The following is a 26,552-nucleotide window of genomic DNA, read 5'->3' as shown; positions in this document are numbered from 1 at the left end:
TTTTGACTGAGCTTAAGCTGAGTTTATTCTTGCGGTTAACAAAACCCAAGTTACAGGCCAGGAGCCCAGCACGTGACGGAATTCAAGCGCACCCAGGAAATGCACCAGTACTACCGCGACAGTCTGGTAAAAACCTATTTCTTTGATGAGTTCGGGAAAATTCCAAAAGACACACTGATCTCACTGATCGACACCAACTCCTGCGACCCAGTGCAGTGTGCCGAAACCTTGCATGTTCTCCAGTCTGGGCTTTCGCCTGCCAAAGACCTGGCACTCAAACAAATGATCATGCTGATTGCGCAATCGCACTTGTCGATGGACAAGCACCGCAACGGCATTCAAACCCCAATGCCCGCGGCTTACAAAAAAGGGATTCGCGACGGGCTTATGCGCATGCTGCAAAAAGTGCCCAGTGTGAAATACCTGATCAACGCCATTCAGGTGCTTTATCGCATTGGTGAAATTGACGAAGCCATGGCCTTGGTTCGTAAAAATGAAAAAGTGGTCGACACTTCGCCACATCTTCAGCAAATTGTGGCCATGGTGTACACCATGGAGGAACGCTATGAAGAGGCATTGCCCTACCTGCTGAAGCTGGTCGATTCTGGCGCACATCAAAACAATTCGCTGATCAAGCTGATGAGCATGGCCTGCATGTACAAGCTGGGTGCGCTACCCGACGAGCCTGTCGATTTCGCAAGCCTGGCGCAAGCCGCCAATTCAAACAAACCCGAATTTCCCTACCACTGGTTGGTCAAACCCACAGAAAACCACCGCAGCAAACCCACGCTGCTGATCGCCTGTGACGACAAATATTTTTATGAACATGCCCTGGCTTTGGTGTACTCGGTGCTTGAACACAACCACGACAATGTGCTTGTTCACTTTCATCTGTACACCCCCAATGCCAGCGTTGTGAAATACGTACGCGACTTGGCTGCAAAGTATCCTCAACTTGAAATTACTGCAGCGCAGGAAACAATCGATTTGAAATCACCGACCAAGGTGGTGGAATTCGCCACCCGGCGGTTTGCAGCCAGCCAGGCTTTGCTTTCGCACTTCAACGCGCCAGTCATTTTGCTGGATGCCGATGCCCTGTGGCGCAAACCCTGGAAAGAAAGCATGGGCAAATTGGCCAGCAACAGCGATGTGATTGTTTGCCAACCCAAAGCTGCACCGTTCTGGGAGCATGTGGCCGCTGGCATGGTGTACCTGAACAACACACCGGCTGCGCAGCGTTACATTGCCCAAGTGGTGGCATTTATTGAAGACAATTTGCGAAAGGGAAAATCACTCTGGTTTCTCGATCAGATTGCCCTGTCAGCCTGCCACCACGAATCGCTCAAACATCAATGGGGAATCCGCTTTGCAAGCACAGCACCCGACCAGTTAATGGATGTGAATCACGGCGAGCACGCATTAACCTGGGTGGTCACCAACCAGAAGCATGCTGCTGGGGCCTACGCGGATTACAAACGTGAACTGCAACAACGCCACGGCCAACTTCCCTATTCCACGCCCAACGATGCATTTCTGGCCATCAGCCAGCAAAAAAAACCGGTTCAGTTTCTTCAAGTGGGAGCCATGGACGGTGTCAGCTATGACCCCATTCACCCCTTCATTCGCAACTTTGCCTGGCACGGTGTGTTGGTTGAACCCCTGCCCGACATGCTGGAACGCACACGCAACAATTACCAAGGCTGTACCGGCCTCGTGTTTGAAAACGTTGCAATTACAGAACAGGTGGAAACCAAAAATCTGTATCGAATTGCACCTGAAGTGATAGTGAAGCACAAGCTGCCTGACTGGCTCAAGGGCATGTCCACCTTCAGTGACACCAAACTGAAAGACTATCAACAATATGTCACTGTGGAAGAGGTGCAGTGCATGCCCTTGATGGCCCTGATCGAGCGCAACCCTTTGGCCAATATCGACGTGTTTCAGATCGACACCGAAGGCTACGACTACACGGTATTCAAACAACTCGATTTCTCGAAATTCAGACCCACCATCATCAACCTTGAAATCGTGAACCTGAACGCAGAAGAACTGCAGGCTTTGGAACAGGATCTCATGGCTCAGGACTACGTGTTTTATCGCTACGAGTTCGACATGATCGCCATGGCCAAGCGCTGGTTTCAAAATGCGACTTGAATGCGATTAAAAATTCGCTTTAGTCTGGGGTATTCACACTGCGTGTTTTTGCTCCATGACGACGATTGATTATCCTGCCCCCACAAGGCTTCGACCATTCCAGCTCACGCAGATCAAGACGCCATGGCCCATTCGCCAACTGCTGGGCAGGCCATTTGCTCCCACTCCCGAAGAATACGCAAAACTGCACCACGGCCTTTTTGACGGCGACCCAGTTATGGATCGTTACATTCAATCTCGCATTGAACAATCTTCCGAAAAACCAGATTGGCGAGAATTTCACCAAGCTCTACATTCGCCCAAGCCATCTGAATTTCAAGGCAGCGACGCGCTGCAAACCCTTTTGAAATCGACCTGCACAAACCCAACTTGGGTAGATAGGAATTTGATCGAAGATGGCGTGCAATTCATTCATAGCACTGGGCGGGCTGCCACCGATGTGTTGCGCGACATGGCGCTGATGGGCGGCTACCTGATGGTGGCCTTCAACAAAACCCTAATTCTCACGGGTGAACTTGAAAAAGGTGCGGCCCCCAGGCTGGCGAGCACCGCTCAGTGGTGGCTAAAGGTGGTCAATCCAAACGCCAACTGCGCGGGCGGGCCTGGCGCCTTGGCCACATTGCGGGTGCGTTGGATGCATGCCTTGGTTCGCCACCAGTTAAGAAACAGCCCAAATTGGGACTCGAACCAATGGGGCTTGCCGATCAACCAGGTGGACATGGCTGCAACGTACCTGGGGTTCAGCGCCGTCATGCTGCTGGGCCTGAGGAAGATTGGCATTGTGGTCACCCCTTGCAATTCACGCGCGGTGATGCAACTGTGGAAACTGATCGGCTGGCAAATGGGTGTGAGGGAAGAATGGCTCGTGGACACAGAACAGCAGGCACTGGTGAAACTTCGCCAGTTTCTATTCACCCATTCACCACCTGATGAATCCACGCACCGTTTGACCAGCGCTTTGGCTGGTGAGCCTTTAAGCCGCAACTACGCAAGCCTTCAAACACTTCGCAAACACTATGCACATCAAAAGCATTTGAGTTCATCCTGGTATTTGCTGGGGCCACGCATGTTTCACAAACTGGGGCTACGCGCGCCTTTCGGTCCCTTCATTGCGCTGTTGGCTGTGCCTGCCCGTGTTGCGCATCATGCACTGGGGCGAATCATTCCCGGGCAGTGGGCACGGTTGATAAGGCATGGCCGAAAAGCGCAAGAAATTGCCGTTGCAGAACTTCAACAGCGACAAGCCGATCAGCCCAACACCCCAGTTTCTGTCAACGCGAATTGAATACGAACAATAAGTCGTATTAAACTGAACGCTCGTTTGAATTAAACCTTGCGGGGCAATATGGGAAGCTGGACGAATAAAACAGTGTTCATCACCGGCGGCAGCCGTGGCATTGGCCGGGAAATCATTCTGCGGCTGGCTCGCGAAGGCGCCAACATTACTATTGCCGCAAAGTCAGACCAACCTAACCCGAAACTGCTTGGCACCATTCATTCCGTGGCGCAGGAAGTGATTGAAGCCGGTGGCAAAGCCCTGCCGATAGCAACCGATGTGCGCGATGAAGAACAAACCAAGCGTGCCATTCAGGACACTGTGCAACACTTTGGTGGCATTGATTTGCTGGTGAACAACGCCGGCTTTCTTGGCATTACGCAATTGGGCATCACCGATACGAAAAAATTCGACTTGATGCACGCATTGAATACCCGCGCGCCCCTGATCACCATGCGTGAATGCCTGCCACACCTTCAAACGAGCAAAGGCAGTGTGCTGAATCTGTGCCCGCCCTTGAACCTGGATGAAGGCTGGCTGGGTGCGTTCATTCCCTACACCACCACCAAGTACGCCATGACCCTGCTCAGCATGGGTTTCCAGCAAGAAGTGAAAGCCAAAGGAATTGCAGTCAAAACATTGTGGCCTGCCACCTTGATTGCTACAGCTGCGGTGGGCATGTTCAGCGGCGAAGAAGGCTTGAACGTGTCGCGCAAGCCCGAAATCATGGCAGATGCCGCTTTTGAGTTGATCAACCAGCGCAGTCGTTTTTCTTCGAAGGTGTCGTGGCTTGATGAAGAAGTGCTGCGTGAAACCGGTGTTTCCGATTTTGCGAAGTACGCCAACAACCCGGCTCGGGCAGATGAAATTCAGCGGGACTTCTATATCGGAAAGTTCTGACACCCATGCGCAAAATTCCGCAGCAACAGCGATCCAAAGAACTGGTGGCACGCCTTGTTCAGGCTACGGCACAGGCCATTCGTGAACATGGCATGGACAAATTCACCACACACCATGTGGCCGAACAGGCCGGTGTCAGCGTGGGGTCGCTGTATCAGTATTTCGATTCGCGCAAGGATCTGGTTGAAGCATTGCTGGAGGATGTCACGCTCAATCTTCAACAAGGCTTGAATGCTCTTGTACTGGAAAAAACCACCGACCTTCGTCAAATGGTGGACCGCTCGGTGCGGTTTGGCATGGCCTTCTTGAGGGCTGATGATGGCCTTGCGATTGAACTGGTGCGCAACTGGTACAAGCTGCCCACACACAACGTAGTGCGCCTGCTTCAAGACACCCTGCTCGACTTCATGCGGATGTACCTGCTGAAAAATCCACTGGCGAACAACCCTGAACGGCTTCACATTCGCAGCTTTGTCATTGCCAACTCAATCGTGTTCACCATGATTCGTGCGATCAGCGAGCCCAATCCATTCATCACCGATGAGGAACTGACACTTGAACTGATTGAAATGGTGATCAGTTATTTGAATGCCTGATCAACACCATCACTGATTACTGCTTGTTTTCGTCGTAAATGGTGCCGCCAAACCGCAAGGCGGAATCCGCACGCCTGGAGTGCACCACAGGGTAAAACATTTGGTGTGTCCAATGTTCTTGCCCGTGAATGCGATCATCCATCAAACCAATGTGCTCCGGGTATTTGCGCGTGATGTGGGCCGTGCCAAAAATAACATCCCAAAAAAACAGCATGTTGCCGAAATTGCCTGTGTAATTGCCAATGCCATCCTTGTTGGTCAAGGCATGGTGCGCCCAATGTGTGGCCGGCGTTGAAATGATTCGCTCGACCACCCACATCACCGGGTGCAACGCCTTGATTTTGTACAGCGGCTCATCCCAGCGCCATGAACAGTGAGCGCCTAAGATAATGGTCAGCTTCAAGCTTAAATACGTCACATACACCCATCCGCCAAAACCCAGGTACAACAAGGCACCAGCAATCCAAAGGCCAGGCATCATCAGGTAATAAAAGAAGTTGTTGCGAAAGGTCATTCGCACACTCATGTATTGCGCGGAATGGTGCGCACGGTGCAAAGGCCACAACAAAGGCGAATGCGATGCACGGTGCCACAAATACTGAGTTAAATCGTCGCCCAACAGCAGCACGCCAAACATGGCCCACCACGACCAGTGCGCCAAGGCATCTTGCCACTGCGGAAACAGCGTTTGCCCCGCGTGCTGTGTGGTCAAAATTGCAAGCGGTTGGGTGATGGCCACCAGACTGACAAACATGAACAGCTCAAGTTTGGTGTCATTTGCAGTGGCCTTGACCGTGGCCTGATATCGGCGGGTTGCAAACTCCATCAATGCGAAACCCACAATCGCACTACCGATCAGAATGTTCTGAAACTGCATGGGGTCCATCTGGTGTCTCCGTTGATTCGACCATGGGCAGAATTTACCCTTGTGCAAGGAATACGTCCAATGCATAATCAGTGAACTTTCAATGCAACCAGTGCATTAACAATGATGAACCTCAACCAGCTTGAGCACTTGCTGGCGCTTGACGACACACGACATTTCGCCAAAGCCGCTGACAAAGTCCACCTTAGCCAACCGGCGTTTAGCCGCAGCATTCAGGCACTGGAACGGCAAACCAACCTGATTCTGTTTGAACGCAAAAGTGGTGAAATACGCCCCACACCAGCCGGCCAGTTTTTGATTGACCGCGCCCGGCAGTTGATACTGGAAGCACGCGCTGTTCAACGCGACATCCATTTATACCAGCGAGGCGAAGTGGGTGAACTCGCCTTTGGTGTAGGCCCTTTTCCCTGCGCCACACTGGCGCGCAGTGTCATTGAAAACATTCGTAACGCATATCCAAAAGTCGCCCTTCAAACAGAGATTGCAAGCCCTGCGGAATTACTTGCGATGCTGGTGCGAGAGGAAATTGAGTTTTTTGTCGCTGACACCGGCGACATTGGCACCGTGCCCTTCCTGCAAATCGAACCATTGATGCGGCAGTATGGCCACTTGTATGCACGGTGTGGTCATCCACTGGCCAAGGGCACGCACACTTTTGAGCAAGCATGGGAATACGGTATTGCCTCAGTGAAGTTGCCTGATCCACTCAAGGCTGGCCTGGGGCAATTGCTTCAACAAAGTAATCGAAACCTGCCACAACTGGCACTGGAATGTGACGACGTGAATTTGTTGCATCAACTGGCGGTGAACACCAACACGGTGGTGGCATCGACAGACCTGGCCGCGAAACCATGGATAGACAAACAGCAACTCGTGATGCTGGACATCATCGACTTTCCAAAACTGTTCTCGAATATTTCAATCGTCAGCTTGGGTAATCGCGTGCGCTCGCCGGTGGCCAGTTACGCCACTGCGCAATTTAAACAGGCTGTGATTTAGTGGCATCAATTGCATCACTCGATTGAACAAGAAGTAAGAACTTTGAAATCATATTTTCACATTTAACTATGACCCTCTTTAATCCAAACGACTTTATTGCACTACTTTCATCGCCTTTGAAGGGTTTTTTATTTATCTTTTTGGTGATAACAGTGATATCAATCTGTATATATCGACCTGTAAGACAACTCTGGCTGAACGGAAATAATTTAAAGGGCTTTATTTTTATCGCTGAAATTCTGACTGCTGTGGGTTTAGTCGGCCTACTCACATTTGCTGGACGAACTAGACTGGATTATCTTGATCACGAGGCAACAATATCTTTGGCGAAGGCAGAGACAGCGTTCACTACTGCAAATAAAGAACTCCTGATGCCAATTTGTGACAATTTTAAAGATCGATCACCAACGCTTATTAATGCAAGTCATGAGTTTGTCTGCGCCGTAGCAAGAGAAATCAGTCAAGGAATCGCACCCACTCTTTACCTAGGCAGTTTCGAACATCACTTAAATGAGATCACCGACGAAAAGATATCCGAGCAGCATTCCAAAGAACTAATCAAGCAAGCAAGAATTTTCGAGCAGTCAAAAGTCGCAAAAAATAAATCACTAGTCGACAAGTATTTGCTTAGCTACGATAGCCCTTGGTTATTCATCTTATTCTGCTTTTTAATTGCTGCTTCAGGTATTTCTCTCAAGCTGGTTCGTAGCTTCATAGAATGGACAGTACCCGCACCCAGTAAATTATCTCCATTTCAAGTCGATAAGAAATAATGGATACCATATGACCGATTCCGTGAATCAATCCCCCCAACCTATGAATGCATTAATGAACAACACCTTCCGCGCACAGTGCAACTGCGGCCAATTGGTTGTCAGCTTTACCCAAGCGCCAGTCGCACAGTTGGTGTGTCATTGTCGGGATTGCCAAACCGTGAGCGGCATGCCGTATGCGAAAGCCGCTTTTTTCAGAGCTGAAGAGCAATGCGCACAAGGCGAATTTCTGGCGGTTGACATGACAGGCGGCTCAGGCAAACCCAAGCAATACCGCCGATGCAGCCAGTGCAACGATTTTGTTTACGCCACAGTGGATGCACTGACTGGCCTGTTGGGTGTGGCTGCGGACAAACTGTTGCCACCCTTTGAATTCAACCCCATGGCCCATGTGTGGACCAGCGAGAAGGCACCCGAGACGGAAATTCCTGCAGGTGTATTTCAGTTTCCCAAAGCACCACCGTTCAGGCCAGGGAAGTAATCAGGAACCGATCTTCCACAAGGCCTTGAGCCTCTTAACAGTGTGATCCCATTTTGGTGTACGTGGCCTGGCAACAGAATTTTGGTTGCCAAACAGCCCTACCTCATTTACGGCTTGATGATGTCCTACTTTGTAAAGCCATGAAACGGGTACAAAGTACTCAGCCTCGTCCTCACCACAATCTGCGGCAAGGTTGTATATTCCATTCAGGTTTAGATCTGGGGTAAGAAATTCATCAGCCATCAGAGCATGACCAATTACTTTTGCTACGCCCACATACCCAGAGCCGGGAATATTTACCCACACACGGTCATCAGGCTTCAGCATGAATAACGTCTTGCTGTACCAACGTCCACCGCCAGCAGAGATGAAGCCATGATTGATAGCATCATCCCAACTTCTACTTCCTGGCCCAGCGCCAAAGCTCGCGTAAAACTCGCCGTTCCAATCACCTTTTTGGCGAGTATTAACAGCATGTTCTTCGGTCTCGACAGGATCGATCATCCACGAACGGCTTAAATATTGACTCTCTCCGTCACGGAAAACAGAGAAAAAAACAGCGTTGACCGCAATGCTTGCTGTGTCATTCAAGTAATTGATGATGCGCTCGGTGCTTGCGTCCAATTCTGCGGCAACAATTACCATTTGGTGAGAACTGTTAATCTCTTCTTCAACGGGCGAGGCCCCAAACCTAACCTTAAACGCCTCATCAAAACTCTTCACGCTAAAAGCATGCTTTTCAGCAAACTCTGAATAAATCTGTACAAACTTCTCTGATGGCAACTGTTCTACCCAAGCGGCATAGTCAATCGTCTGCGCCACGACGTCTCTTGGCGTCTTGTGCTTCTTCAATTCGATGATAATGATGGAGCCGGAAGCATCAATAGCAAGTAGGTCGATGTACTTGCCGAAATCGGTGTAAATCTGGCGACCGATCAACATCCAACCACTATTAAGAATGGAAATGTCACGGACGATCTGCTCCTCTAACAGTGCCTCGCTATCCAACTTGATCGAGACCAAAGGCAAAGGTTTTTCGCCAATTTTCCAGATGCCGTGCTGAACCGCCATAAGTCTCTCCAATGTTTACGCTGAGAAAATGAGATTAGCCATCCCATCCAGGCTTTCTTTCGTTCTTTCCCACTTTGGCATTACTTGACTCATCAGCCGATAGAACCTCTCACTGTGATTGTGTTCAGCGATATGACAAAGCTCATGCAAAATCACGTAATCGATACATTCACGAGGCGCTTTAACCAATTGCGGGTTAAGGGTTATTCGGCCTTTGGGTGAGCAACTACCCCATTGGGTTTGCATAGTTAGTATACGCAGTGATGGTCGCACCTCCACCCAAAGCGCTTGCTCCAACAAAGCATCTAATCGCCTGTAGAAAATTTCCTTGGCTCTTGATTTGTACCATTCAGTCAACAGATCTCTAACTCTATCGGCACCCTTTGTTCTTACAGATACTTCCAACTTACCGCGTAGCAATTTCACACTCTCAACCTGCTCAGATGTCTCAACCACTTTCAGTACATACTGCTTACCCAGGTAATAATGGCTTTCGCCACTGACGTACCGGCGTGGGGAAATGAACTCTAGTTTTTTACGAAAATCTCTGAGTTGCTCGTGTATCCAACGGCCACGCTTTTTTACGGCGGAGAGAACCTCTTCGTTACAGGCATCCTCGGGGCTCGACACAATCACCCTGCAATCTGGATGAACCTTGATTAATACCTTTCCCTTGGCATGCAGGCGCTTCACTCGCTCAAAAGTAATCTGCTCTTCACCGTAGTGAAAACTCATGGTTTGACCTGTAGGTTTAATCGGCACATTCATCTACTTATATCCGTTCAAGCACAGCTTAAACCCCGTTTAAACCAACACGAGTGATTTGAACAATCATCTCAACAATCTTCTTTGCATGATCCATGCCGCCACCAATTGCTTTGCATTCCTGGAACATACGGGGAAGTAGTTTTTTGCGTATATCCGCTTCAATATTCTGCGGGTTGATAGAGTGCTCAGCGACAGAGGTTCCTACCGCGTGGTCAATTTCAAAGGCTACGTTGACCCACTTGTCTTGCGCTTGCTGATCCAGTACAGCCAAAGCTTCCGGCAACACTTTCTTGAATACACCAAAGTAGGCTTGAGCATGTCGATTCCCAGCAAAGGCGTCAGGAATATCGATCAAGCGTCTTTCTTGGACTTGCGTTTCAAACTCACGAAACAGCATGTACTGCTTCAATGGGTGGTCGAACAGTTTCTCCGCTTCCTCAATTGCTTGGCGCAGCAATTTTGAAAACGCCTCCTGAGCATAAGGGTCATCCTGCAGCTCTTGTTCAATCATGCGGGTGACACGGGTTTTGATGATGTCGGTTTCGTTTCGGGTTTTGTCTTCGCTCCAGTCTTCCGGCTGTTGCTTCTTACCCATCTTGCCCACTTCATATACACCACTTGGTTCTTTAATCTCTACACCCACCACATGCTTGTCAAGCAGCTTTTTCACCTGTTCGGCATACACGTCGTAGTTGATTTTCTCGCCAGCATCTTGCTGTGCAAGCTGTCTCAAGCTGGAAAACTGCTTTGCAGTTTCCTTATAGTGGTTGCGATCCTGATCGCTAAAGCTAGTATCTTCAAAAAACGTGGCTGATTGCAGCGCCACCTTCAGGCAACTGGTAAAGGCAGTAACCGCTTCATAAAAGTCCTCACGCACCTTCAAGTGCACGTCAACCAGCTCACCGTCACGTTCTTCGATTTTGGGGACCAGAACTTGGCGCAGTTGCTCAATGTCGTTCCTGTTTTTTACGCCATCGAATATGGTCCACAGCTGCTTGTAAAGTTGTGGCAGGCGCCTGTATTCGGTACTCATCTGGTTGTAAAGGCCAGTAAGATCATTGATGTCATAACCACCCTGAGTACGCGAGGCCAAATTCTGGTATTTCTGAATCGTCGTGTCCAGCTCGGCCAAAATGCCACGATAGTCGATGAGCAATCCGAATTTCTTCTTTGGATGCAATCGGTTTACCCGCGCAATTGCTTGAATCAGGCTGTGCTCTTTCAGCGGTTTGTCGATGTAAAGTACCGTGTTTTTGGGTTCGTCAAAGCCAGTAAGCAGCTTATCGACCACAATCAAAATCTTCAGCAAATCGTCTTTGTCAAAGCGCTCAATCAGTTGTTTGGTGTAGGCCTGCTCGTCCTGGCTACCCACATTGTCTTTCCACCATTTGGTCACCTCTGGTGCGGTGGCTTCATCTACATCAGTGTTACCTTCTCTGCTGTCTGGCGGGCTCATTACTACGGCCGATTCAAACAAGCCCGCTTCATCCAGGTATTTTTTGTACTTGATGGCAGAGGCCTTGCTGTCACAGGCCAACTGTCCTTTTAAACCCTCGTCGATATTTTTTGCGAAGTGGTTGGCAATGTCCAAAGCAATTAAACGAATACGATCATCCGCACTGTACACTTGGCCCTTCTTGGCAAACTTGCGCTTCAAGTCGGCCTTCTGCTCATCGGTAAGCCCCTCGGTAATTCGCTCAAACCAACTGTCAATTGCCCTTTCATTCACATCCAGGTCGGGAATGCGCTCTTCGTATAACAACGGGGTAACGGCTTCGTCTTCCACTGCGCGTTGCATGGTGTAAGCATGCACAATGGGGCCAAACTTATTGGTGGTTTTATCGTCTTTCAACAGTGGCGTGCCAGTGAATGCAACAAAAGCGGCATTGGGTAGCGCCTGCTTCATACGAATGTGGTTTTCACCGCCCTGGCTGCGGTGGCCTTCATCAATCAGCACAACAATGTCAGCACTGTGGTTCACGCATTCCGGCATTTTGGTGGCGGTATTAAACTTCTGAATTAGCGAGAAGATAATTCGCTCTGTACCCTTGCCAATTTGTTCAGCCAGGCGTTTGCCGCTGGTAGCCATTGCAGCTTCTTTGTCTTTTTTACCTGCCAGCTCGCCACCACTGGCAAAGGTTTTGCTGAGCTGAGTTTCCAGATCAACCCGGTCTGTTACCACCACGATACGGCATTGCTTCAGGCTTTCGTGCAGAATCAGTGCCTTGCTCAAAAACACCATAGTGAATGATTTACCCGAACCTGTGGTATGCCAAATCACGCCCCCTTCACGGCCACCCTTGCTGCTGCGGGTATTGATGCGTTCAATCAGCCGCTTAATGCCAAACACCTGTTGATACCGGGCTACGATTTTGCCAGCCTTTTTATCAAACAGCGTGAAGTAACGAGTCATTTCCAACAGCCGGGCTGGGCTTAGCAAACTGATCAGTAATTGATCTTGCCCAGTTACAGCAAGCTCGCCCCCATCAGTCAGGCTTTTATACCAATCGAGATCTTTTGCAGGCCGGTGGCTGAACAGGCTTGCCAGCTGCTCGCCATTCAGCTTTTTATTCTTAATGGCAAACATGTCGACATCAGCGATGTCTTCTTCACGCCAGGCAGCCCAAAACTTGGCGGGAGTACCGCAGGTACCATAACGGCCTTCATTGCCGTTTATGGAAAGCAACATTTGTGTATAGACAAACAACAAAGGTATTTCATCATGGCGCTGATTACGCAGGCTTTGCGAAATACCTTCCTCAATGGTGGGGCCTTTTTTGGCATTGCCATTGGGGCGCTTGGCCTCAATTACTACCAGTGGAATGCCATTCACAAAGCACACAATATCGGGGCGGCGGCTATCAACAGCACCTGAACGGGTCACCGTAAATTCTTCGCTAAACACAAAACTGTTGTTGGCAGGGTTCTGCCAGTCGATCAAAGCAATTGTTGGGTTAGCCTTTTTGCCATCCACAAACTCAGTAACCGAGATGCCGTATAACAAATGGTTGTAAAGGCGCTCATTGGCAGTTAAAAGACCCTCGTTAAGTGCAGGGCTGCACACCTCGGCAACCAGGTTGTCGATGGCTTTTTCAGAGAGTGGATAGCTTTTGCCAGCAAAGGTGAAAATGCGCTTTTTAAGTTCACCGCGCAGCACTTGGCGTAAAACCACCTCATCGGTTTTACCACCACGCGCGGCCAGGGCTTGCGCAGGAGACAGGAACGACCACCCAAGATTGGTCAACAATGCCAGTGCTGGTAACTTGGCGCTGTATTCCTCCTGAAATTTGGGTGTATATTGCGTCATTCGTTTGCTCTCTTCAACACTTGATGCCCGAGTTGGGCTTTGATTTGTGATTTTTACGAATTACAAACTATTGCAGCAACATCTGAAAATACCCATATCGAACCGACAATAAAAATGAGTACTGTCATCCAAAGAGAGAGCGGTACTTTATCCCGAAAAAAACCGAACTTTAGCTGCTCGTCTATCCAGTGAATTTGATGTTCCCAATAAAATTTGTAATGCGCATACCAGTTGCTGAACAAAATTTGCTTGCTGATACTCACTGAATAAAATCGGTCTTCAATATCGGAGAGTAGTTCCTGCATGTTTGAAAAATCGGCATCTTCTTCCAGATTTTTGACTTTGAAATAAAGCGCTTTCAGTTCGTTATAAAGCTGAGTCAATGCGACACCAGCCTGCTCATACGAAGCCTTCATCTGATCATTCAGGCTGATATATAGCCCGATAACTCCTAAAACAATAAACGTTGCAGAGGTTAAAGCACTTGAGAGTTCATTAAATGCCAAAGCGAAAATACCAAATGCAATAGATGAAAAGCTAATCAGCCCAGGGGCCTTTTCGATAATGTCATAGGTAGCGAAGTGCTTTTTTGCCCCAAAACCAACGTCATAGCCTTTTTCCGCGATGCTCTGAAGTAAATCTGATTTATTCATCTTTAGGCTCTATTGAATTGGAACATCGATAGTTGCTCTAGCAACCACAACACCATTTTTTACCGCATAGCATTCGACGAAGTGCTCGCCCTTAAATTTAGTTGTTTCTTTCCTTTTCCGTGACCCATCGTCGACAACTATCTGGCCTCTTATTTCATTGCGCCGTTGAGCCTCTGCCCCTCTATTCAGTACTTTCCATTTGAGGGTGTAGCTTCCGGGTACGTCACAATCGACAACATGAAACATCAGGCTTTTATTAGCCAGCAACTGGATTCTATTGAACAACATGTAGCCAAGTGAGTGTTCTCGAAATCCGTTTTGAAAGACGTCGCAGTCTATCTTCAAATTAAAACGTATATCGACAGGATGAGAATCTTCAATAAACTCTTCTGTGTCTCGCCAGGATGTAGCCTGTTCGGTGAGCGATTTTTGTACTTGTGCAGACGCAGGAAACTGACGGCCGTAGACCTTTTTCCATTTGTCATTCACGTTACTTTCCTTTTCTGCCTCTATGGCTCTTAGGCAAAGCTCGTAAGCTGTTTTAGCTTGCTTTTGAAACTTCTTTTTTACTTTTACATCTTGATTGCTACCAGGAGCTTGATAGTGATCCTTGTCTGGCTCTTCTGATAAAAATTTAAAGAAATCCCGACTTAGCCAATCAAAGTACAAAAAGCTCTTATTGTCGAAGGTTGTCGTCGCCTTCATGAAATTATATGCCAACGTATCGATGAGCAGGCCTCCCATATTTATGCCATGTTTGTTCTTCCATGCTCGAGCCATTTTGCAAAGCAATCGAAGGTTTTTATTCCTCTTGTCGTTCAGCTCTCTTACCGCAGTCATTTCCTGACGGGGTTTCGTGATCTTCCAGGTACCTCCGTCGTGTGTATCGGGATACTGGAAGTAGCCATTTCCCTCAACGTCAGTTTCTTCAAATACGGGCTGAACCTCTATATGGAAGTTGGTATAAGTCACGGTCACGACTAAGCGATCAACTCGAACGTCAGTTTTTGGGTATCGATCTTTGATAGCGTCTTTTACGTCAGTGAGAAGCTGCGATTGCTTCCCAGACTTATAAGTCTCCCATTTGGACTTCGGCATTATGTAGAGCATATCTAGGTCAGAAATGCCTTTTATACCTGTATACCTACCATATGAGCCAACCTGTAGTGAGTTTGCTGTGGTGGAATCCGAGTCTCGAAATTTCTGATTCAAGCTTTTGGTTACTTCCCCATAACGGAGAGATACTTGCTCTGAGTTATCGACTTTCAAGTTATCCAAAAAGCCTTCAAACATATCGGCTACTGACATTCACTGGCCTCCTCAATCTCCACCCGGCGCCGACCCGTTAACAACTGCTTCATCAGGGCTTTTTTCTCTTGCTTTAGGGTTTCGAGTTTTTTTTGCAGACATTCAATTTCCTGAATATTTACAGAGATAATTTTTGCTATTTTTTCTTGTTCCGCCAAGCTCGGATATGGAAGCCTCAAAAATGAAAAGTCTTCATAGCTGACCTGCTTTCCATCACGAATACCGATGACGGCAACAGCCAAATGGCCAATAAAGTCGTAGGACTTGTAATATTGCTTGAAAAATTCGTCGCAAATAGATTTGAGTGGCTCCAATACTGTATATGCAGGGCTAACTAAACCTCGATAGTTTGAATACTCCAAACCTCCTTGAAACGAACGAAGGCTGATAATGAAATTACCCGGTACAACCAATTTATAACCCTGGGTAGACCCATCTGGCATTACGACACGCCGCTCGAGCATTGACCGAGGCAATACCCCTTGATCTTGGGTGACTGCCAATAACTCTTCAGTTTTGGAGTTGTTTTTCCGGGAAACTGTTTTGAATAGCTCGCTTGCCCTAAGCCACTCCCATTTCTCACTAAACTTCACTCCATTCTTATCCAGCAAACGTTTTTTGCCGGTAAGCAGTTGTTGCATTAGCGCTTTTTTCTGTTGCTGGCTTTTGACGAGCAGTTGTTCAGTGACCTCGATTGCCTTATCCCAAGTGGAGAGGATTTGGGCGATTTTCTTTTGTTCCGGGTACGGGGGTACCGCGATTTTTAACTTCTTGAAATACGGTAATCCGATTGTTTTAATGGTTGAACCGACGGCCTGACGCTCAAATTCAACCTTATTCAACTGAAGCCAGTTATACAAAAACCAACTGTTAAGCTTTTCTGAATTGTCACATTTCCAAGCGATAAAGTGCTGACTGACTGCCATAGGTTCAGCCATAACGCCGCATTTGCCTATGCCTGCGTCACGCGATAGAACGACAGTTTCTGCCGGGTGTAACTCAGCGGAGCTATTCGCTATTCCTACTTGAGATATTTTCTTGTCAGTTTCGTAGACGTACCCTTGGTCTAAGCGAAAGCTATCTGCTAGGGATATCCATTTAATCCCTCCATTCCAGTATTCAGGAAAAGATTTACTCGGCGTATGACCGCTGCATCGGGTTGCAAACTTGTCCAGCAGGTCGTACTTCCACCCAGTTGGGATACCGTCCTTAGTTAAACTACGCGCCATAACCAAGCTCCGCCAGATACTTGGCCATCTCGGTTTCCAGTTCAGTCAGCTGCGCTTTTAATTGTTCTCGCTCGCGGCGCACCGCCATCAAGTCAATTTCCTCCTCTTCTTCAAAAGTGTCCACATAGCGGGGAATATTCAGGTTGTAGTCGTTCTCTTTTATTTCATCAAGACTAGCCACGTAGGCGTATTTATCAATGGTTTCACCAGCCTTGTAGGTAGCCAGTATTTTTGCAATGTTCTCTGCAGTCAGCAGGTTTTGGTTTTTACCGGCTTTGCATTCGCGGCTGGCGTCAATAAACATTACCTTGTCGCTGCTCTTACTTTTCTTGAAAATCAAAATCGCCGCTGGAATACCCGTGCCGTAAAACAGTTTCTCTGGCAGGCCAATCACCGCATCAAGTAAATTTTCGTCAATCAACTTTTGGCGAATACTGCCTTCGCTACTGCCTCGGAACAACACACCGTGAGGCACTACCACGCCCATGCGGCCTGTTTTTGGTTTAAGCGTTTCAATCATGTGCAGAATAAAAGCGTAGTCGCCTTTGGTTTTCGGCGGCACGCCACGGCGAAAGCGGCTGAACTTGTCGTTCTCTGCTTCATCGTGGCCCCATTTGTCCAGGCTAAAGGGTGGGTTGGCGGTCACAATATCAAACAACATCAAATCGCCATTTTTATCTAGCAGCTTGGGGTTACGTATGGTGTCGCCCCATTCAATTTTGTGGTTGTCTTCACCATGCAAAAACATGTTCATTTTTGCCAGCGACCAGGTGGAGCCAATGGCTTCCTGACCATACAAGGCATATTGTTTGCTGCCGTGCTTGGCCACAATTTTTCGACCACACTTCATCAGCAGTGAACCTGAACCACAGGCCGGGTCGCAAATACTGTCACCTGGTTGCGGGTTTAATAGTTCGGCAATCAGGTCACTTACTTCGGGTGGCGTATAAAATTCACCCGCCTTTTGGCCACCGCTGGCCGCGAAGTTTTTAATCAAGTATTCGTAGGCATTACCAATCACATCCAGCGTGCCCACACGGCTGGGTTTCAAGTTCAACTCAGGCTTGGCAAAGTCTTCCAGCAGGTGGCGCAAAATGGTGTTCTTTTGTTTTTCTTCACCCAGCTTGTCGGTGTTAAAGCTGATGTCTTGAAACACGCTTTTACCGGCGTCTTTCAGTTTGGTGCCGTTTGCTTCTTCAATGGCGTGCAGTGCCTGGTCTATGCGCTCGCCGTTGCCAGCTTCAAAGCGGCGTTCATACAACGCATAAAAGCTGGCCGCCTTGGGCAATACAAAGCGCTCAGTTTTCATCATCTCTTCGATCAGTTCGGGCTCATCTCCGTACTTGGCTTTGTAGCCATCGTAGTGGTCTTGCCATACATCGGATATGTACTTCAGGAACAGCATGGTCAAGATGAAGTCTTTGTAGGTATCGGCGCTGATGGTGCCACGGAAGGTATCGCAAGCGCCCCACAGCGCTTTGTTGATGCTGTCTTGGTTAATCTTGTCGCTCATTATTCGTTGTCCTTATCTTTGCTGTCGCTCAATTTGTTTGCAGCAGTCTCTAGTTGCTTAATGCTTCTCTTTGGCGCAGGCAGGTTTTCTGGCATGGTACCGCCCAGCTCCGCAATGGTTTGGCGAACTTTTTGGCCCACTTCATAGTGGGTTTGGTTTGCCTGCTGTTTGTTTTGAACATTATCCCGGCGCAGCTTTTCTTCTGCCTGGGTAGCACGGAATAAATTTGCAGCCAGTTCCGTTGACCCCATATGGTCGAGAATCTTCTGGCTTTTCTTGAGCCCTTTTCGGGCGTGAATGGCCTTTTGATCCAATCCACCGTACAAGCCCCTGTAACCGTGGTTTTGGAAAATAGCGAAATCAAGGTTGGTTTCAACACCTGCCTGCTGAGCGGCTTCAACAAGTTGCTTGTTGTGCTCTTTAAGCTCGTTGCGCAGAAAAAGTCGTTTCTGGTCTTCTTTAAGTTGCTGAAACGTCCGGTCATCGGCCAGCTCTTGCCGTCTGGTTTGTACCGCAAAGTAAGTTTGACCAGCAGCAATCACCGGTTTGTTTGGGTCACCGTTTTGCACAACCAAATAGCAGGCGTAGCGAGACAATTTGACATCAGGCACCTCTCGTAGTGCCCCTGAACCAATTGCGACCATTCCGAGTATGTCCTCGAAATGGTCTTGGATTGGGTGCCCACTGTTTGCACAAGCCTCTTTTGCCTTGGCGATAACGGGTTGAAAATGCCGGTATTCGGAATAGCCCAATAACTTGGATATGGCCCTGGCCGACCAAAATTCGGTGCCATTTTCGTCAATTTGCTTGAGCTGCTCAAACAGTTGATGTTGCTCGCTCATCAGCGTGCCCCCTTGTTATCAAAAAGGTCTTTCGCAATTGCGCTCATCATGCGCTCACCGTTGCTCACTAAGCTTTGTATTAGTTTTTGCTCTTCACGTAGCGTATTAGCTAAGGCAACAATGGCACGCTGCTTTGCCAAAGGCGGAACAACCAAGGGGGTGTCTTCCAGCACGCTGCGGCGGATGCTCTTTGTTAAAGTGCCTTCTGCATTCTGTTCAAAATATCGTTGGGCCGGTGCCTGATTCAGTAACCACACCAAAAACTCCGCAAGCATGCTGTTCTGCCTTGGACTGATCATAAAAAAGTGGGGGGCAGCAACGGCCCGCTTACCTGTTGATACAAGTGAATCATCAACTTGAACTGCATAGTTATGACTGCCACGGGCGGCCAACAAAATATCGCCTACGGTGAGGTAGTCGGGTTCACGCTTGCCAGTTAATTCTGTTTCGATACAACCTGACCAGAGAATTCCCTCTGTTAACGAGATATCCTTCATTTGAACCGCGACCACGGCGGAGTCTTTCACCTCAGGAATCTTTCCGCGAAATGGATAGCCTGCGCGGATGGTTGCAATTTGCTTAAGCTTCAAGTTTTTCTCTTTTCATCGCTTATGATGCATAAATAATTAATCATGGTGACTCAAAAGTCAAGAAAATTTTGCATCATCATCTTTACTGCATAATAATTTGTTTAAGAATCACTTTTGACGCAAGAGATAAGGCAACTGGGTGCGATCCGTTTACATGTGCAAAGGAGAAGCCTCAGGTAAAAACAGTCAATAATTAAACATACGAATCATTAGGAGTCATCCAATGCCTGATCAACCCCTTCAAACCTCCCTATTCGAAGAAGACTACTTGCTACGAGAACTTGGTCAAGTTGCTCACGTGCCACAGGTAGCATTAACGGAGTTGGTTGCCAACGCATGGGATGCAGGGGCAACAAGGGTTGATCTTGTGCTTCCAACATCCTTAAATGGTGTTTTAACCGTGACAGATGACGGCCACGGAATGACATCACATCAATTCAAAAAGCGCTGGATGACATTGCGATACGATCGCCATAGACATCAAGGCTCCAATGTAGAGTTCCCAGAAGGTAGGTCGATTTCAGCGCGCAAGGCTTATGGTCGAAATGGGGTTGGACGACATGGTTTATTGTGTTTTGGTGATGAATACGAAGTACAAACTTGGCGAAATGGCATTTTGTCTACCTTTGTAGTGGCCACTGAATCAGGTCCAAGCCCTTTCGTGCTGCGCAGTGAGATTCAAAGCGAAAGAACTGGCAGTGGAACAAAACTGTCGGTCACTGTGACGCGTAAATTACCTGATGCCGACGAAATTTTGACCGTTCTCGCAGCTCGATTTATACATGATCCCGAATTTCAAATTTACGTGAATGGTTCACAACGCACTTTCAGTCAAATCGATGGAAGAGTTAGCGAGCAGACCATTGAACTATCAGGTAACCGAAAGGCAACTGTAGTTGTAATCGACTCCACCCGCTTGAATCATTCTTCTGTGCATCAAGGTATTGCCTTCTGGGTACAACGCCGCTTGGTTGGTTCACCTTCATGGGCAATAGGTCAAATAGCTAACTTTGACGGGCGAACTCGCTTTGCGCGACGTTACAAGGTGATTGTGGATACACAAGGGTACGAGGCCGATGTCACGCAAGATTGGACTTCATTTCGATCCACAGAATCTGTAGATGAACTATTCCTTGCCGCTGCGAAACACATCGAAAAGGTTGCTCAGGATCTAGCTGCTGAAATCGTAGAAGCAACATCGGAGGATGCCCTAACTCAAAATAAAGCTGACTTGGCCATGCTGGGACAAGGTGCTCGCTTGGAGGTTGCAGAATTTACTAAGGCAATTGCCCAAACACACCCCACCGTTTCACCAGACTTTCTTGCAACCGCTGTAAAAGCTGTAATCAACCTAGAAAAAACGAAGAGTGGAGCTTCACTGCTTCAGAAGTTGGCCAATTTAGAGCCCAGTGACCTTGATGGTTTGGATAGACTTTTGACAGAGTGGACAGTAAAAGATGCTTTGCGCGTACTGGACGAAATTGATTCAAGAATCAGCGTTACTGAGACCATTAGACGTTTAGCCAACGACCACAGTACTGATGAACTACACACACTACACCCACTTATTTTGCGTTCGCGTTGGGTGTTTGGCCCGGAATTCGAATCGCAGGAATATTGTTCGAACTCCACCCTTCAAACAATTGCAAAACAACTGTTCAAAAGCACCTACGCAAAGTTCATCAATGAGCGCAACCGACCCGACATTGTTGTTTTGCCAGAGAAAACTACTTGGCAAATGACGGGCACAGAGTCGTTTGATCCAAGTGACTCCACACTCACTCAAATCCAAAACATTCTTCTGATTGAGCTGAAAAAAGGTGGTTTCGAATTAACTCGAAAAGAAATTAACCAAGCCGATAGCTATGTTCAGGATATTTCTGCGTCTGGAGCCCTAGCTGGTAGACCCTACATTTCAGCATGGGTTGTAGGTGAGAGAATCGCGCAAGGTGTAGAACGTGAAAAGCGGCTTGGCCAGCCTGAATACGGGCGCATCAGGGCGACTACTTTCAACACACTCGTAGATACTGCTAACGTCCGTTTATTAAAACTTCGCAGCGTCCTAGCCGAAAGATACGAAGGATCTTCAACCGACGAACTTCTCGAACGAGTTTTAACCACCCCTCACCAAGAACATTTACAGCTACCGAACAGAATTGGCTCTGAATAACAGAAATAGCTGATTGGAGGTGATCCACATGTAACCAAATTGATCTGATCTGGTTACATGGTTGTTACATGACAGCATAAAAACAAAAGGCCAACTCGTTAAAGTTGGCCTATATGCTTACTGAATTTGGCTCCCCGACCTGGACTCGAACCAGGGACCTGCGGATTAACAGTCCGTCGCTCTACCGACTGAGCTATCGGGGAAAGAGCCGAGATTATAGCAGCGAAATTTTTTTGTGCAACCCTAAAGTCCGAAATTGGACAAATGAATTACAAAAACCCCGCTGCCTGCTTAAACCTTAGGCAACTTATTGATTAACCCCTGTTTAACCCAATGCTTTCGCAATGCGTTCACAGGCTTTTTCAAGGTTGCTCATGCTCGTTGCAAATGAAATGCGGAAGTAACCCTCGGCACCAAAAGCAGAACCGGGCACCACTGCAACACCGGCTTCCAGAAGGTATGCGGTCAGTTCCAGGTCGTTTGCCGCCTTGATCTTGCCTTCAGCAGCCAGCTTTTCGATTGCCTTGCGCGCATCCACAAACGCGTAGAAAGCACCTTCCGCTTTCAAACACTGAATGGTGGGAACAGCGTTCAAAGCCTTGGTCACAAACTCGTTGCGCTCACGGAATGCAGCCACCATGGGCTTCAAGCAATCCTGATCACCATTCAAGGCAGCTTCCGCAGCCACTTGTGAAATTGAAGTGGGGTTGGAAGTGGACTGGCTTTGCAGGTTGGTCATCACATCAATCAGCTTGGCTGGGCCAGCCGCAAAACCAATGCGCCAGCCGGTCATGCTGTAGGCCTTGGAAACACCGTTCAACACAATGGTGCGGTCTTTCAGGGCTGGGCAGGCGTTCACAATGTTCACAAACGGTGTACCAGTGAGGTTGATGTGCTCGTACATGTCATCGGTGGCCACCAAGATATTGGGGTGCTTCAACAGCACCTCGCCCAGGGCAGCCAGTTCTTCTTTGGTGTACACAGCGCCTGTGGGGTTGCTGGGGCTGTTGATCATGAACATTTTAGTTTTTGGCGTAATGGCAGCTTCCAATTGGGCCGCTGTCATTTTGAAACCTTGTTCAATGCCGGCAAACACCAGCTTGGGCACACCACCGGCAATTTCAACGATGTCCGCGTAGCTCACCCAGTAAGGGGCAGGAATAACCACCTCGTCACCATCGTTGATGGTGGCCAGAATCATATTGAAAATACATTGCTTGCCGCCAACGCCCACCACCACTTCATTGGGCTTGTATTCCAGGCCATTGTCGCGCTTCAGTTTGGCGATCACTGCATTCTTCAAACCAACCGTGCCACCCACAGCGGTGTACTTGGTAAAGCCGGCATCAATGGCTTTCTTGGCAGCCTCTTTGATGTGGTCGGGGGTGTCGAAGTCGGGTTCACCAGCGCCCAAGCCGATAATGTCTTTACCCTCGGCTTTCAGTTGGGCCGCCTTGGCTGTCACGGCAAGTGTAGGGGAAGGTTTGATCGTAAGTGCGCGATTTGAAAGCATGATTCCGTTGTCTGGGAGTGAAAAAAGAAAAAGTCAAGTCTGGAAATAAAACTAGTTTCCGACGATAATGCAGGATTGGCTTATCACAAAACGCTGCGAAATTTCTGCAGCCATCAGCCCAATGATGCAACTCCGTAATTCTACGGGATTGGCCAGAAGGTTCAACCCGTTGGGTTAATCATTGGCTAAAACCTGTGTGCTTTGTGGTTGCCTCGCATCAAGACTTGCAGTTTAACATGGCCCCTGGATTTATCAGTTACCCCAACAGTCCGTTCGAGCTTTACCAGCCCTATCCACCGGCTGGCGACCAGCCGACTGCGATTGAAAAACTGGTTGAGGGGGTCAATGACGGCGAAGTATTTCAAACCCTGCTGGGCGTAACAGGCTCGGGCAAAACCTACACCATGGCCAATGTCATTGCCCAAACCGGCCGCCCTGCCCTGGTACTCGCACCCAACAAAACCCTGGCCGCCCAGCTGTACGCTGAAATGCGCGAGTTCTTCCCCAAAAACGCGGTGGAATATTTTGTTAGCTATTACGACTACTATCAGCCCGAGGCCTATGTGCCCAGCCGCGACTTGTTCATTGAAAAAGACAGCTCGATCAACGAGCACATTGAACAAATGCGGCTATCAGCCACCAAAAGCCTGCTGGAACGCCGCGACACCATCATTGTTGGCACCGTGAGCTGCATCTATGGTATTGGCGATCCATCCGACTACCACGCCATGATTTTGAGCATTCGCCATGGCGACAAGCTGAGCCAGCGCGACATTCTGAAGCGCTTGATTGCCATGCAATACAAACGCAACGACCTCGATTTCACACGGGGCACTTTCCGTGTTAGGGGCGACACGATCGACGTATACCCAGCCGAACACTCGGAACTGGCAGTTCGAATTGACCTGTTTGACGATGAAATTGACGGCATCCAGCTGTTCGACCCACTCACCGGCAAAATCCGTCAAAAGCTGCCCCGTTTCACGATTTATCCAAGTAGCCATTATGTAACGCCCCGTGCAACGGTACTGCGTGCCATTGAGACCATCAAGGAAGAATTGCGCGAACAGCTCGATTTCTTCGTGAAAACCGGGAAACTGGTCGAGGCCCAGCGGCTGGAGCAAAGAACCCGGTTTGACCTTGAAATGCTGGCAGAACTTGGATTTTGCAAAGGCATCGAGAACTACAGCCGCCACATGTCGGGCGCAGCGCCAGGCGAACCGCCCCCCACGCTGATTGATTACCTGCCCAAGGATGGGCTGATGATCATTGATGAAAGCCACGTCACCATTGGCCAACTGGGCGGAATGTACCGTGGAGACCGCTCCCGCAAGGAAACTTTGGTTAACTTCGGCTTTCGTCTACCATCTGCCATGGACAACCGCCCCTTGCGTTTCGAGGAATTCGAGTCCAAAATGCGGCAAACAGTGTTTGTTTCAGCCACGCCCTCGAATTACGAGAAAGAGCATTCTGGCCAAGTGGTTGAACAAGTGGTGCGCCCCACAGGGCTGATTGATCCTGTGATTGAGGTGCGCCCTGCCACCACCCAGGTCGATGACCTGCTCAGCGAGATTCACGAACGAACTCGCGCTGGCGATCGAGTATTGGTCACAACGTTGACCAAGCGCATGGCCGAAGACCTCACTGATTACCTCAGCGACAATGGCGTGCGCGTGCGCTATTTGCACTCTGACATCGACACCGTGGAACGCGTTGAAATTATTCGCGACCTGCGTTTGGGCGAATTCGATGTATTGGTTGGAATTAATTTGTTGCGCGAGGGCTTGGATATTCCGGAAGTGTCCCTAGTTGCAATACTGGATGCTGATAAAGAAGGCTTCTTGCGCAGCGAACGTAGTTTAATTCAAACGATTGGCCGCGCGGCCCGTAATTTGAACGGCAAAGCCATTTTGTATGCAGACCGGGTTACCAATTCCATGGAATTGGCGATTGGCGAGACCACCCGCCGCAGAAACAAGCAAATTGAATTCAACACGGCCAATGGTATTACCCCACGGGGCGTGAACAAGCAGATCAAGGAACTTATTGACGGCGTATTCGATCCAAATGCTTCCAGGCAGCGCAAGGCCGACAAGGCCATGGAAGTTGCACCGCTGGGTGAGAAGCAGTTGGCGAAAGAAATTAAACGGCTTGAGAAACTCATGCTGGATCACGCGAAGAACCTGGAGTTTGAAAAAGCGGCCCAGGCCCGCGACCAGTTGGGTTTGTTGAAAGAACAGTTGTTTGGCAGCAAAGGCGATTCCAACGTGACATCGCTGGATGCCAAGCGCAGTGCTTAGGTTTTAAGAGTTTTACTTTAATGGGTTCAGGACAATAGGAAGCCAATATGAAAAGCAAAGTTTTGTTTGTGTGCATGGGAAACATCTGCCGCTCACCAACAGCGGAAGGCGTTTTCAGGCAGATGGTAAGCGAAGCGGGTCTTGACCATGAAATTTCTGTTGAGTCAGCCGGCACGCATGCCTACCATTTGGACAAAACGCCCGATCCCCGCGCGGTGGCTGCTGCTGCCAAGCGTGGTTACGACATTTCCGGCCTGATTTCACGCCAGGTCACTGCGGACGACTTCCGCGACAGCGACATGATTTTGGCGATGGACTGGGACAACATGAGCCTGCTGCAACAGCAGTGCCCACGCCAGTACGCGCACAAAATCCAGTTGATGATGCGCTACGCCACGGAACATGATGAAGCCACCGTGCCCGACCCTTACTATGGTGGCCCCGATGGTTTCGACACCGTACTGAACTACATTGAAGACAGCTGCACAGGCTTGTTGGAAGTGTTGCGCAAGCGCGTGTTTCAGTTCGCTGCTGCATAAACCGGCACAACCCGCCATGGGCGGGCGCTGAAGTCAAAAACCGCTGGCCTTGGCTGGCGGTTTTTCTTTGTCAGATCAAGGTTTCCCCTAGACCAAACAATCCCCCGAATACTTGAGTAAAACAGTCAACTTTGCTATACTTGACCAAAATAGTAGGAATTAAAAAGGGTTGCCATGCGATTGACCACGAAAGGCAGATTTGCCGTCACAGCCATGATTGATCTTGCCTTGCAGCAAGACACAGGCCCGGTTTCGCTCGCTGGTATCAGCCAGCGCCAGAACATTTCCCTGTCGTACCTGGAGCAATTGTTCTCCAAGTTACGTCGCCACGAGTTGGTTGAAAGCGTTCGAGGTCCGGGCGGCGGTTATCATATCGCCCGCGCCCTGAAAGAAGTCAGTGTTGCCGACGTGATATTGGCAGTTGATGAACCCCTGGATGCGACGCAATGCGGCGGCAAGGAAAACTGCACCGACGAAGGCCAGTGCATGACGCACGACCTGTGGAGCAGCCTGAACACGAAAATGCTTGAATACCTGGGCTCAGTAACCTTGCAATGCCTGGTTGAAAAGCACAAACAGAAAGACGCGGAACGAACCATTCAGTTTCGTGAAAGGCCAGCAGCATCTAATGCAGCGGCCGCACAGCACACACATTAAACAGCAGTTGATTGGAGCACACACACT

Annotated in this window: 22 protein-coding genes and 1 tRNA gene; 11 read left to right on the top strand and 12 right to left on the bottom strand. The window is 48.9% G+C overall.

The genetic code is table 11. The features are described from left to right. Window positions 1-72 precede the first annotated feature (72 nt). Genes HKT17_RS05435 through HKT17_RS05420 form a run of 4 tightly spaced genes read left to right on the top strand, consistent with a single transcriptional unit; the run spans window position 73 to window position 4,926 of the window. Complete coding sequence (locus HKT17_RS05435; protein ID WP_171098433.1) at window positions 73-2,154, top strand: FkbM family methyltransferase; 2,082 nt, start codon at window positions 73-75, stop codon at window positions 2,152-2,154. Between the two features lie 55 nt (window positions 2,155-2,209). Next, on the top strand, window positions 2,210-3,439 hold the full coding sequence (locus tag HKT17_RS05430; protein WP_171098431.1) for an oxygenase MpaB family protein: 1,230 nt from the start codon (window positions 2,210-2,212) through the stop codon (window positions 3,437-3,439). A 60-nt stretch (window positions 3,440-3,499) separates the two neighbouring features. Next, the gene (locus HKT17_RS05425) at window positions 3,500-4,330 is read left to right on the top strand and encodes an SDR family oxidoreductase (protein WP_171098429.1); all 831 of its coding nucleotides are present in this window, start codon (window positions 3,500-3,502) and stop codon (window positions 4,328-4,330) included. Between the two features lie 5 nt (window positions 4,331-4,335). Next, window positions 4,336-4,926 (top strand): TetR/AcrR family transcriptional regulator, encoded by a 591-nt coding sequence (locus tag HKT17_RS05420; RefSeq protein ID WP_171098426.1) that lies wholly within the window; start codon window positions 4,336-4,338, stop codon window positions 4,924-4,926. A 16-nt stretch (window positions 4,927-4,942) separates the two neighbouring features. Here the strand turns inward: HKT17_RS05420 and HKT17_RS05415 are convergent, their stop codons facing one another. Then, window positions 4,943-5,812 (bottom strand): sterol desaturase family protein, encoded by an 870-nt coding sequence (locus tag HKT17_RS05415; RefSeq protein WP_171098424.1) that lies wholly within the window; start codon window positions 5,810-5,812, stop codon window positions 4,943-4,945. A 102-nt stretch (window positions 5,813-5,914) separates the two neighbouring features. Here HKT17_RS05415 and HKT17_RS05410 point away from each other — a divergent pair, with 102 nt between their 5' ends. The 3 genes from HKT17_RS05410 to HKT17_RS05400 all read left to right on the top strand — a co-directional run bounded on the left by HKT17_RS05410 (window position 5,915) and on the right by HKT17_RS05400 (window position 8,065). After that, window positions 5,915-6,811, top strand: a complete 897-nt coding sequence (locus tag HKT17_RS05410) for a LysR family transcriptional regulator (RefSeq protein ID WP_171098422.1) — start codon at window positions 5,915-5,917, stop codon at window positions 6,809-6,811. 68 nt (window positions 6,812-6,879) lie between these two features. Beyond that, complete coding sequence (locus tag HKT17_RS05405; RefSeq protein WP_171098420.1) at window positions 6,880-7,584, top strand: hypothetical protein; 705 nt, start codon at window positions 6,880-6,882, stop codon at window positions 7,582-7,584. 43 nt (window positions 7,585-7,627) lie between these two features. Then, window positions 7,628-8,065, top strand: a complete 438-nt coding sequence (locus tag HKT17_RS05400; protein WP_205882510.1) for a GFA family protein — start codon at window positions 7,628-7,630, stop codon at window positions 8,063-8,065. On the opposite strand, the gene HKT17_RS05395 is transcribed toward HKT17_RS05400, so the two are convergent. Genes HKT17_RS05395 through HKT17_RS05355 form a run of 9 tightly spaced genes read right to left on the bottom strand, consistent with a single transcriptional unit; the run spans window position 8,066 to window position 19,346 of the window. After that, window positions 8,066-9,136 carry an endonuclease NucS domain-containing protein gene (locus HKT17_RS05395; RefSeq protein WP_171098416.1) on the bottom strand — a complete coding sequence of 357 codons (1,071 nt, stop codon included), beginning with the start codon at window positions 9,134-9,136 and terminating at the stop codon, window positions 8,066-8,068. A 15-nt stretch (window positions 9,137-9,151) separates the two neighbouring features. Continuing rightward, window positions 9,152-9,904 carry a M48 family metallopeptidase gene (locus HKT17_RS05390; protein WP_205882509.1) on the bottom strand — a complete coding sequence of 251 codons (753 nt, stop codon included), beginning with the start codon at window positions 9,902-9,904 and terminating at the stop codon, window positions 9,152-9,154. Window positions 9,905-9,929: 25 nt separating this feature from the next. Further along, window positions 9,930-13,211: a type I restriction endonuclease subunit R gene (locus tag HKT17_RS05385; protein WP_171098414.1), complete on the bottom strand. Its 3,282-nt coding sequence runs from the start codon at window positions 13,209-13,211 to the stop codon at window positions 9,930-9,932. A gap of 53 nt (window positions 13,212-13,264) precedes the next feature. Further along, window positions 13,265-13,864, bottom strand: a complete 600-nt coding sequence (locus tag HKT17_RS05380) for an SLATT domain-containing protein (protein ID WP_171098413.1) — start codon at window positions 13,862-13,864, stop codon at window positions 13,265-13,267. A 9-nt stretch (window positions 13,865-13,873) separates the two neighbouring features. Continuing rightward, window positions 13,874-15,172, bottom strand: coding sequence for a nucleotide-binding domain-containing protein (locus HKT17_RS05375; RefSeq protein ID WP_171098410.1), 1,299 nt, complete (start codon window positions 15,170-15,172; stop codon window positions 13,874-13,876). Continuing rightward, window positions 15,163-16,401, bottom strand: a complete 1,239-nt coding sequence (locus HKT17_RS05370) for a restriction endonuclease subunit S (RefSeq protein WP_171098408.1) — start codon at window positions 16,399-16,401, stop codon at window positions 15,163-15,165. The genes HKT17_RS05375 and HKT17_RS05370 overlap by 10 nt, the downstream gene beginning before the upstream one ends. Then, window positions 16,391-17,914: a type I restriction-modification system subunit M gene (locus HKT17_RS05365; RefSeq protein ID WP_171098406.1), complete on the bottom strand. Its 1,524-nt coding sequence runs from the start codon at window positions 17,912-17,914 to the stop codon at window positions 16,391-16,393. Before HKT17_RS05365 ends, HKT17_RS05370 begins: the two co-directional genes overlap by 11 nt. Continuing rightward, entirely contained in the window at window positions 17,914-18,756 is an 843-nt protein-coding gene (dinD, locus tag HKT17_RS05360; RefSeq protein ID WP_171098404.1) for a DNA damage-inducible protein D, read from the bottom strand. Before dinD ends, HKT17_RS05365 begins: the two co-directional genes overlap by 1 nt. Then, entirely contained in the window at window positions 18,756-19,346 is a 591-nt protein-coding gene (locus HKT17_RS05355; protein ID WP_171098402.1) for a restriction endonuclease subunit S, read from the bottom strand. The genes dinD and HKT17_RS05355 overlap by 1 nt, the downstream gene beginning before the upstream one ends. A 223-nt stretch (window positions 19,347-19,569) precedes the next feature. On the opposite strand from HKT17_RS05355, the gene HKT17_RS05350 reads away from it, so the two are divergent. Then, window positions 19,570-21,516, top strand: a complete 1,947-nt coding sequence (locus HKT17_RS05350) for an ATP-binding protein (RefSeq protein ID WP_171098399.1) — start codon at window positions 19,570-19,572, stop codon at window positions 21,514-21,516. A 127-nt stretch (window positions 21,517-21,643) separates the two neighbouring features. Here HKT17_RS05350 and HKT17_RS05345 read toward each other — a convergent pair. Together HKT17_RS05345 and HKT17_RS05340 are read right to left on the bottom strand one after the other, a co-directional pair. After that, a tRNA-Asn gene (locus HKT17_RS05345) sits at window positions 21,644-21,719 on the bottom strand. Window positions 21,720-21,841: 122 nt separating this feature from the next. Further along, window positions 21,842-23,029, bottom strand: a complete 1,188-nt coding sequence (locus HKT17_RS05340; protein ID WP_171098397.1) for a pyridoxal phosphate-dependent aminotransferase — start codon at window positions 23,027-23,029, stop codon at window positions 21,842-21,844. 236 nt (window positions 23,030-23,265) lie between these two features. Here HKT17_RS05340 and uvrB point away from each other — a divergent pair, with 236 nt between their 5' ends. From uvrB to iscR, 3 genes are all read left to right on the top strand, one after another. Beyond that, entirely contained in the window at window positions 23,266-25,329 is a 2,064-nt protein-coding gene (gene uvrB / locus HKT17_RS05335; RefSeq protein WP_171098394.1) for an excinuclease ABC subunit UvrB, read from the top strand. 47 nt (window positions 25,330-25,376) lie between these two features. Beyond that, window positions 25,377-25,868 carry a low molecular weight protein-tyrosine-phosphatase gene (locus HKT17_RS05330; RefSeq protein ID WP_105028673.1) on the top strand — a complete coding sequence of 164 codons (492 nt, stop codon included), beginning with the start codon at window positions 25,377-25,379 and terminating at the stop codon, window positions 25,866-25,868. 174 nt (window positions 25,869-26,042) lie between these two features. Continuing rightward, on the top strand, window positions 26,043-26,525 hold the full coding sequence (gene iscR / locus HKT17_RS05325) for a Fe-S cluster assembly transcriptional regulator IscR (RefSeq protein ID WP_171098392.1): 483 nt from the start codon (window positions 26,043-26,045) through the stop codon (window positions 26,523-26,525). Window positions 26,526-26,552 lie beyond the last annotated feature (27 nt).

The sequence above is a fragment of the Limnobacter sp. SAORIC-580 genome, assembly GCF_013004065.1.
GTDB lineage: Bacteria > Pseudomonadota > Gammaproteobacteria > Burkholderiales > Burkholderiaceae_B > Limnobacter > Limnobacter profundi.
The sequence above is the reverse complement of the archived record's forward strand: the minus strand, read 5'-3'. Positions and strand labels throughout refer to the sequence as shown.

Bases quoted from the DNA above. Each gene is read 5' to 3' on its own strand.
- uvrB (WP_171098394.1), top strand. From the start codon at position 23,266: ATGGCCCCTGGATTTATCAGTTACCCCAACAGTCCGTTCGAGCTTTAC.
- HKT17_RS05365 (WP_171098406.1), bottom strand. From the start codon at position 17,914: ATGAGCGACAAGATTAACCAAGACAGCATCAACAAAGCGCTGTGGGGC.
- HKT17_RS05405 (WP_171098420.1), top strand. From the start codon at position 6,880: ATGACCCTCTTTAATCCAAACGACTTTATTGCACTACTTTCATCGCCT.
- dinD (WP_171098404.1), bottom strand. From the start codon at position 18,756: ATGAGCGAGCAACATCAACTGTTTGAGCAGCTCAAGCAAATTGACGAA.
- HKT17_RS05410 (WP_171098422.1), top strand. From the start codon at position 5,915: ATGATGAACCTCAACCAGCTTGAGCACTTGCTGGCGCTTGACGACACA.
- HKT17_RS05430 (WP_171098431.1), top strand. From the start codon at position 2,210: ATGACGACGATTGATTATCCTGCCCCCACAAGGCTTCGACCATTCCAG.
- HKT17_RS05330 (WP_105028673.1), top strand. From the start codon at position 25,377: ATGAAAAGCAAAGTTTTGTTTGTGTGCATGGGAAACATCTGCCGCTCA.
- HKT17_RS05385 (WP_171098414.1), bottom strand. From the start codon at position 13,211: ATGACGCAATATACACCCAAATTTCAGGAGGAATACAGCGCCAAGTTA.
- HKT17_RS05350 (WP_171098399.1), top strand. From the start codon at position 19,570: ATGCCTGATCAACCCCTTCAAACCTCCCTATTCGAAGAAGACTACTTG.
- HKT17_RS05390 (WP_205882509.1), bottom strand. From the start codon at position 9,904: ATGAATGTGCCGATTAAACCTACAGGTCAAACCATGAGTTTTCACTAC.
- HKT17_RS05420 (WP_171098426.1), top strand. From the start codon at position 4,336: ATGCGCAAAATTCCGCAGCAACAGCGATCCAAAGAACTGGTGGCACGC.
- HKT17_RS05375 (WP_171098410.1), bottom strand. From the start codon at position 15,172: ATGTCAGTAGCCGATATGTTTGAAGGCTTTTTGGATAACTTGAAAGTC.
- HKT17_RS05395 (WP_171098416.1), bottom strand. From the start codon at position 9,136: ATGGCGGTTCAGCACGGCATCTGGAAAATTGGCGAAAAACCTTTGCCT.
- HKT17_RS05415 (WP_171098424.1), bottom strand. From the start codon at position 5,812: ATGGACCCCATGCAGTTTCAGAACATTCTGATCGGTAGTGCGATTGTG.
- iscR (WP_171098392.1), top strand. From the start codon at position 26,043: ATGCGATTGACCACGAAAGGCAGATTTGCCGTCACAGCCATGATTGAT.
- HKT17_RS05370 (WP_171098408.1), bottom strand. From the start codon at position 16,401: ATGGCGCGTAGTTTAACTAAGGACGGTATCCCAACTGGGTGGAAGTAC.
- HKT17_RS05400 (WP_205882510.1), top strand. From the start codon at position 7,628: ATGAATGCATTAATGAACAACACCTTCCGCGCACAGTGCAACTGCGGC.
- HKT17_RS05340 (WP_171098397.1), bottom strand. From the start codon at position 23,029: ATGCTTTCAAATCGCGCACTTACGATCAAACCTTCCCCTACACTTGCC.
- HKT17_RS05380 (WP_171098413.1), bottom strand. From the start codon at position 13,864: ATGAATAAATCAGATTTACTTCAGAGCATCGCGGAAAAAGGCTATGAC.
- HKT17_RS05425 (WP_171098429.1), top strand. From the start codon at position 3,500: ATGGGAAGCTGGACGAATAAAACAGTGTTCATCACCGGCGGCAGCCGT.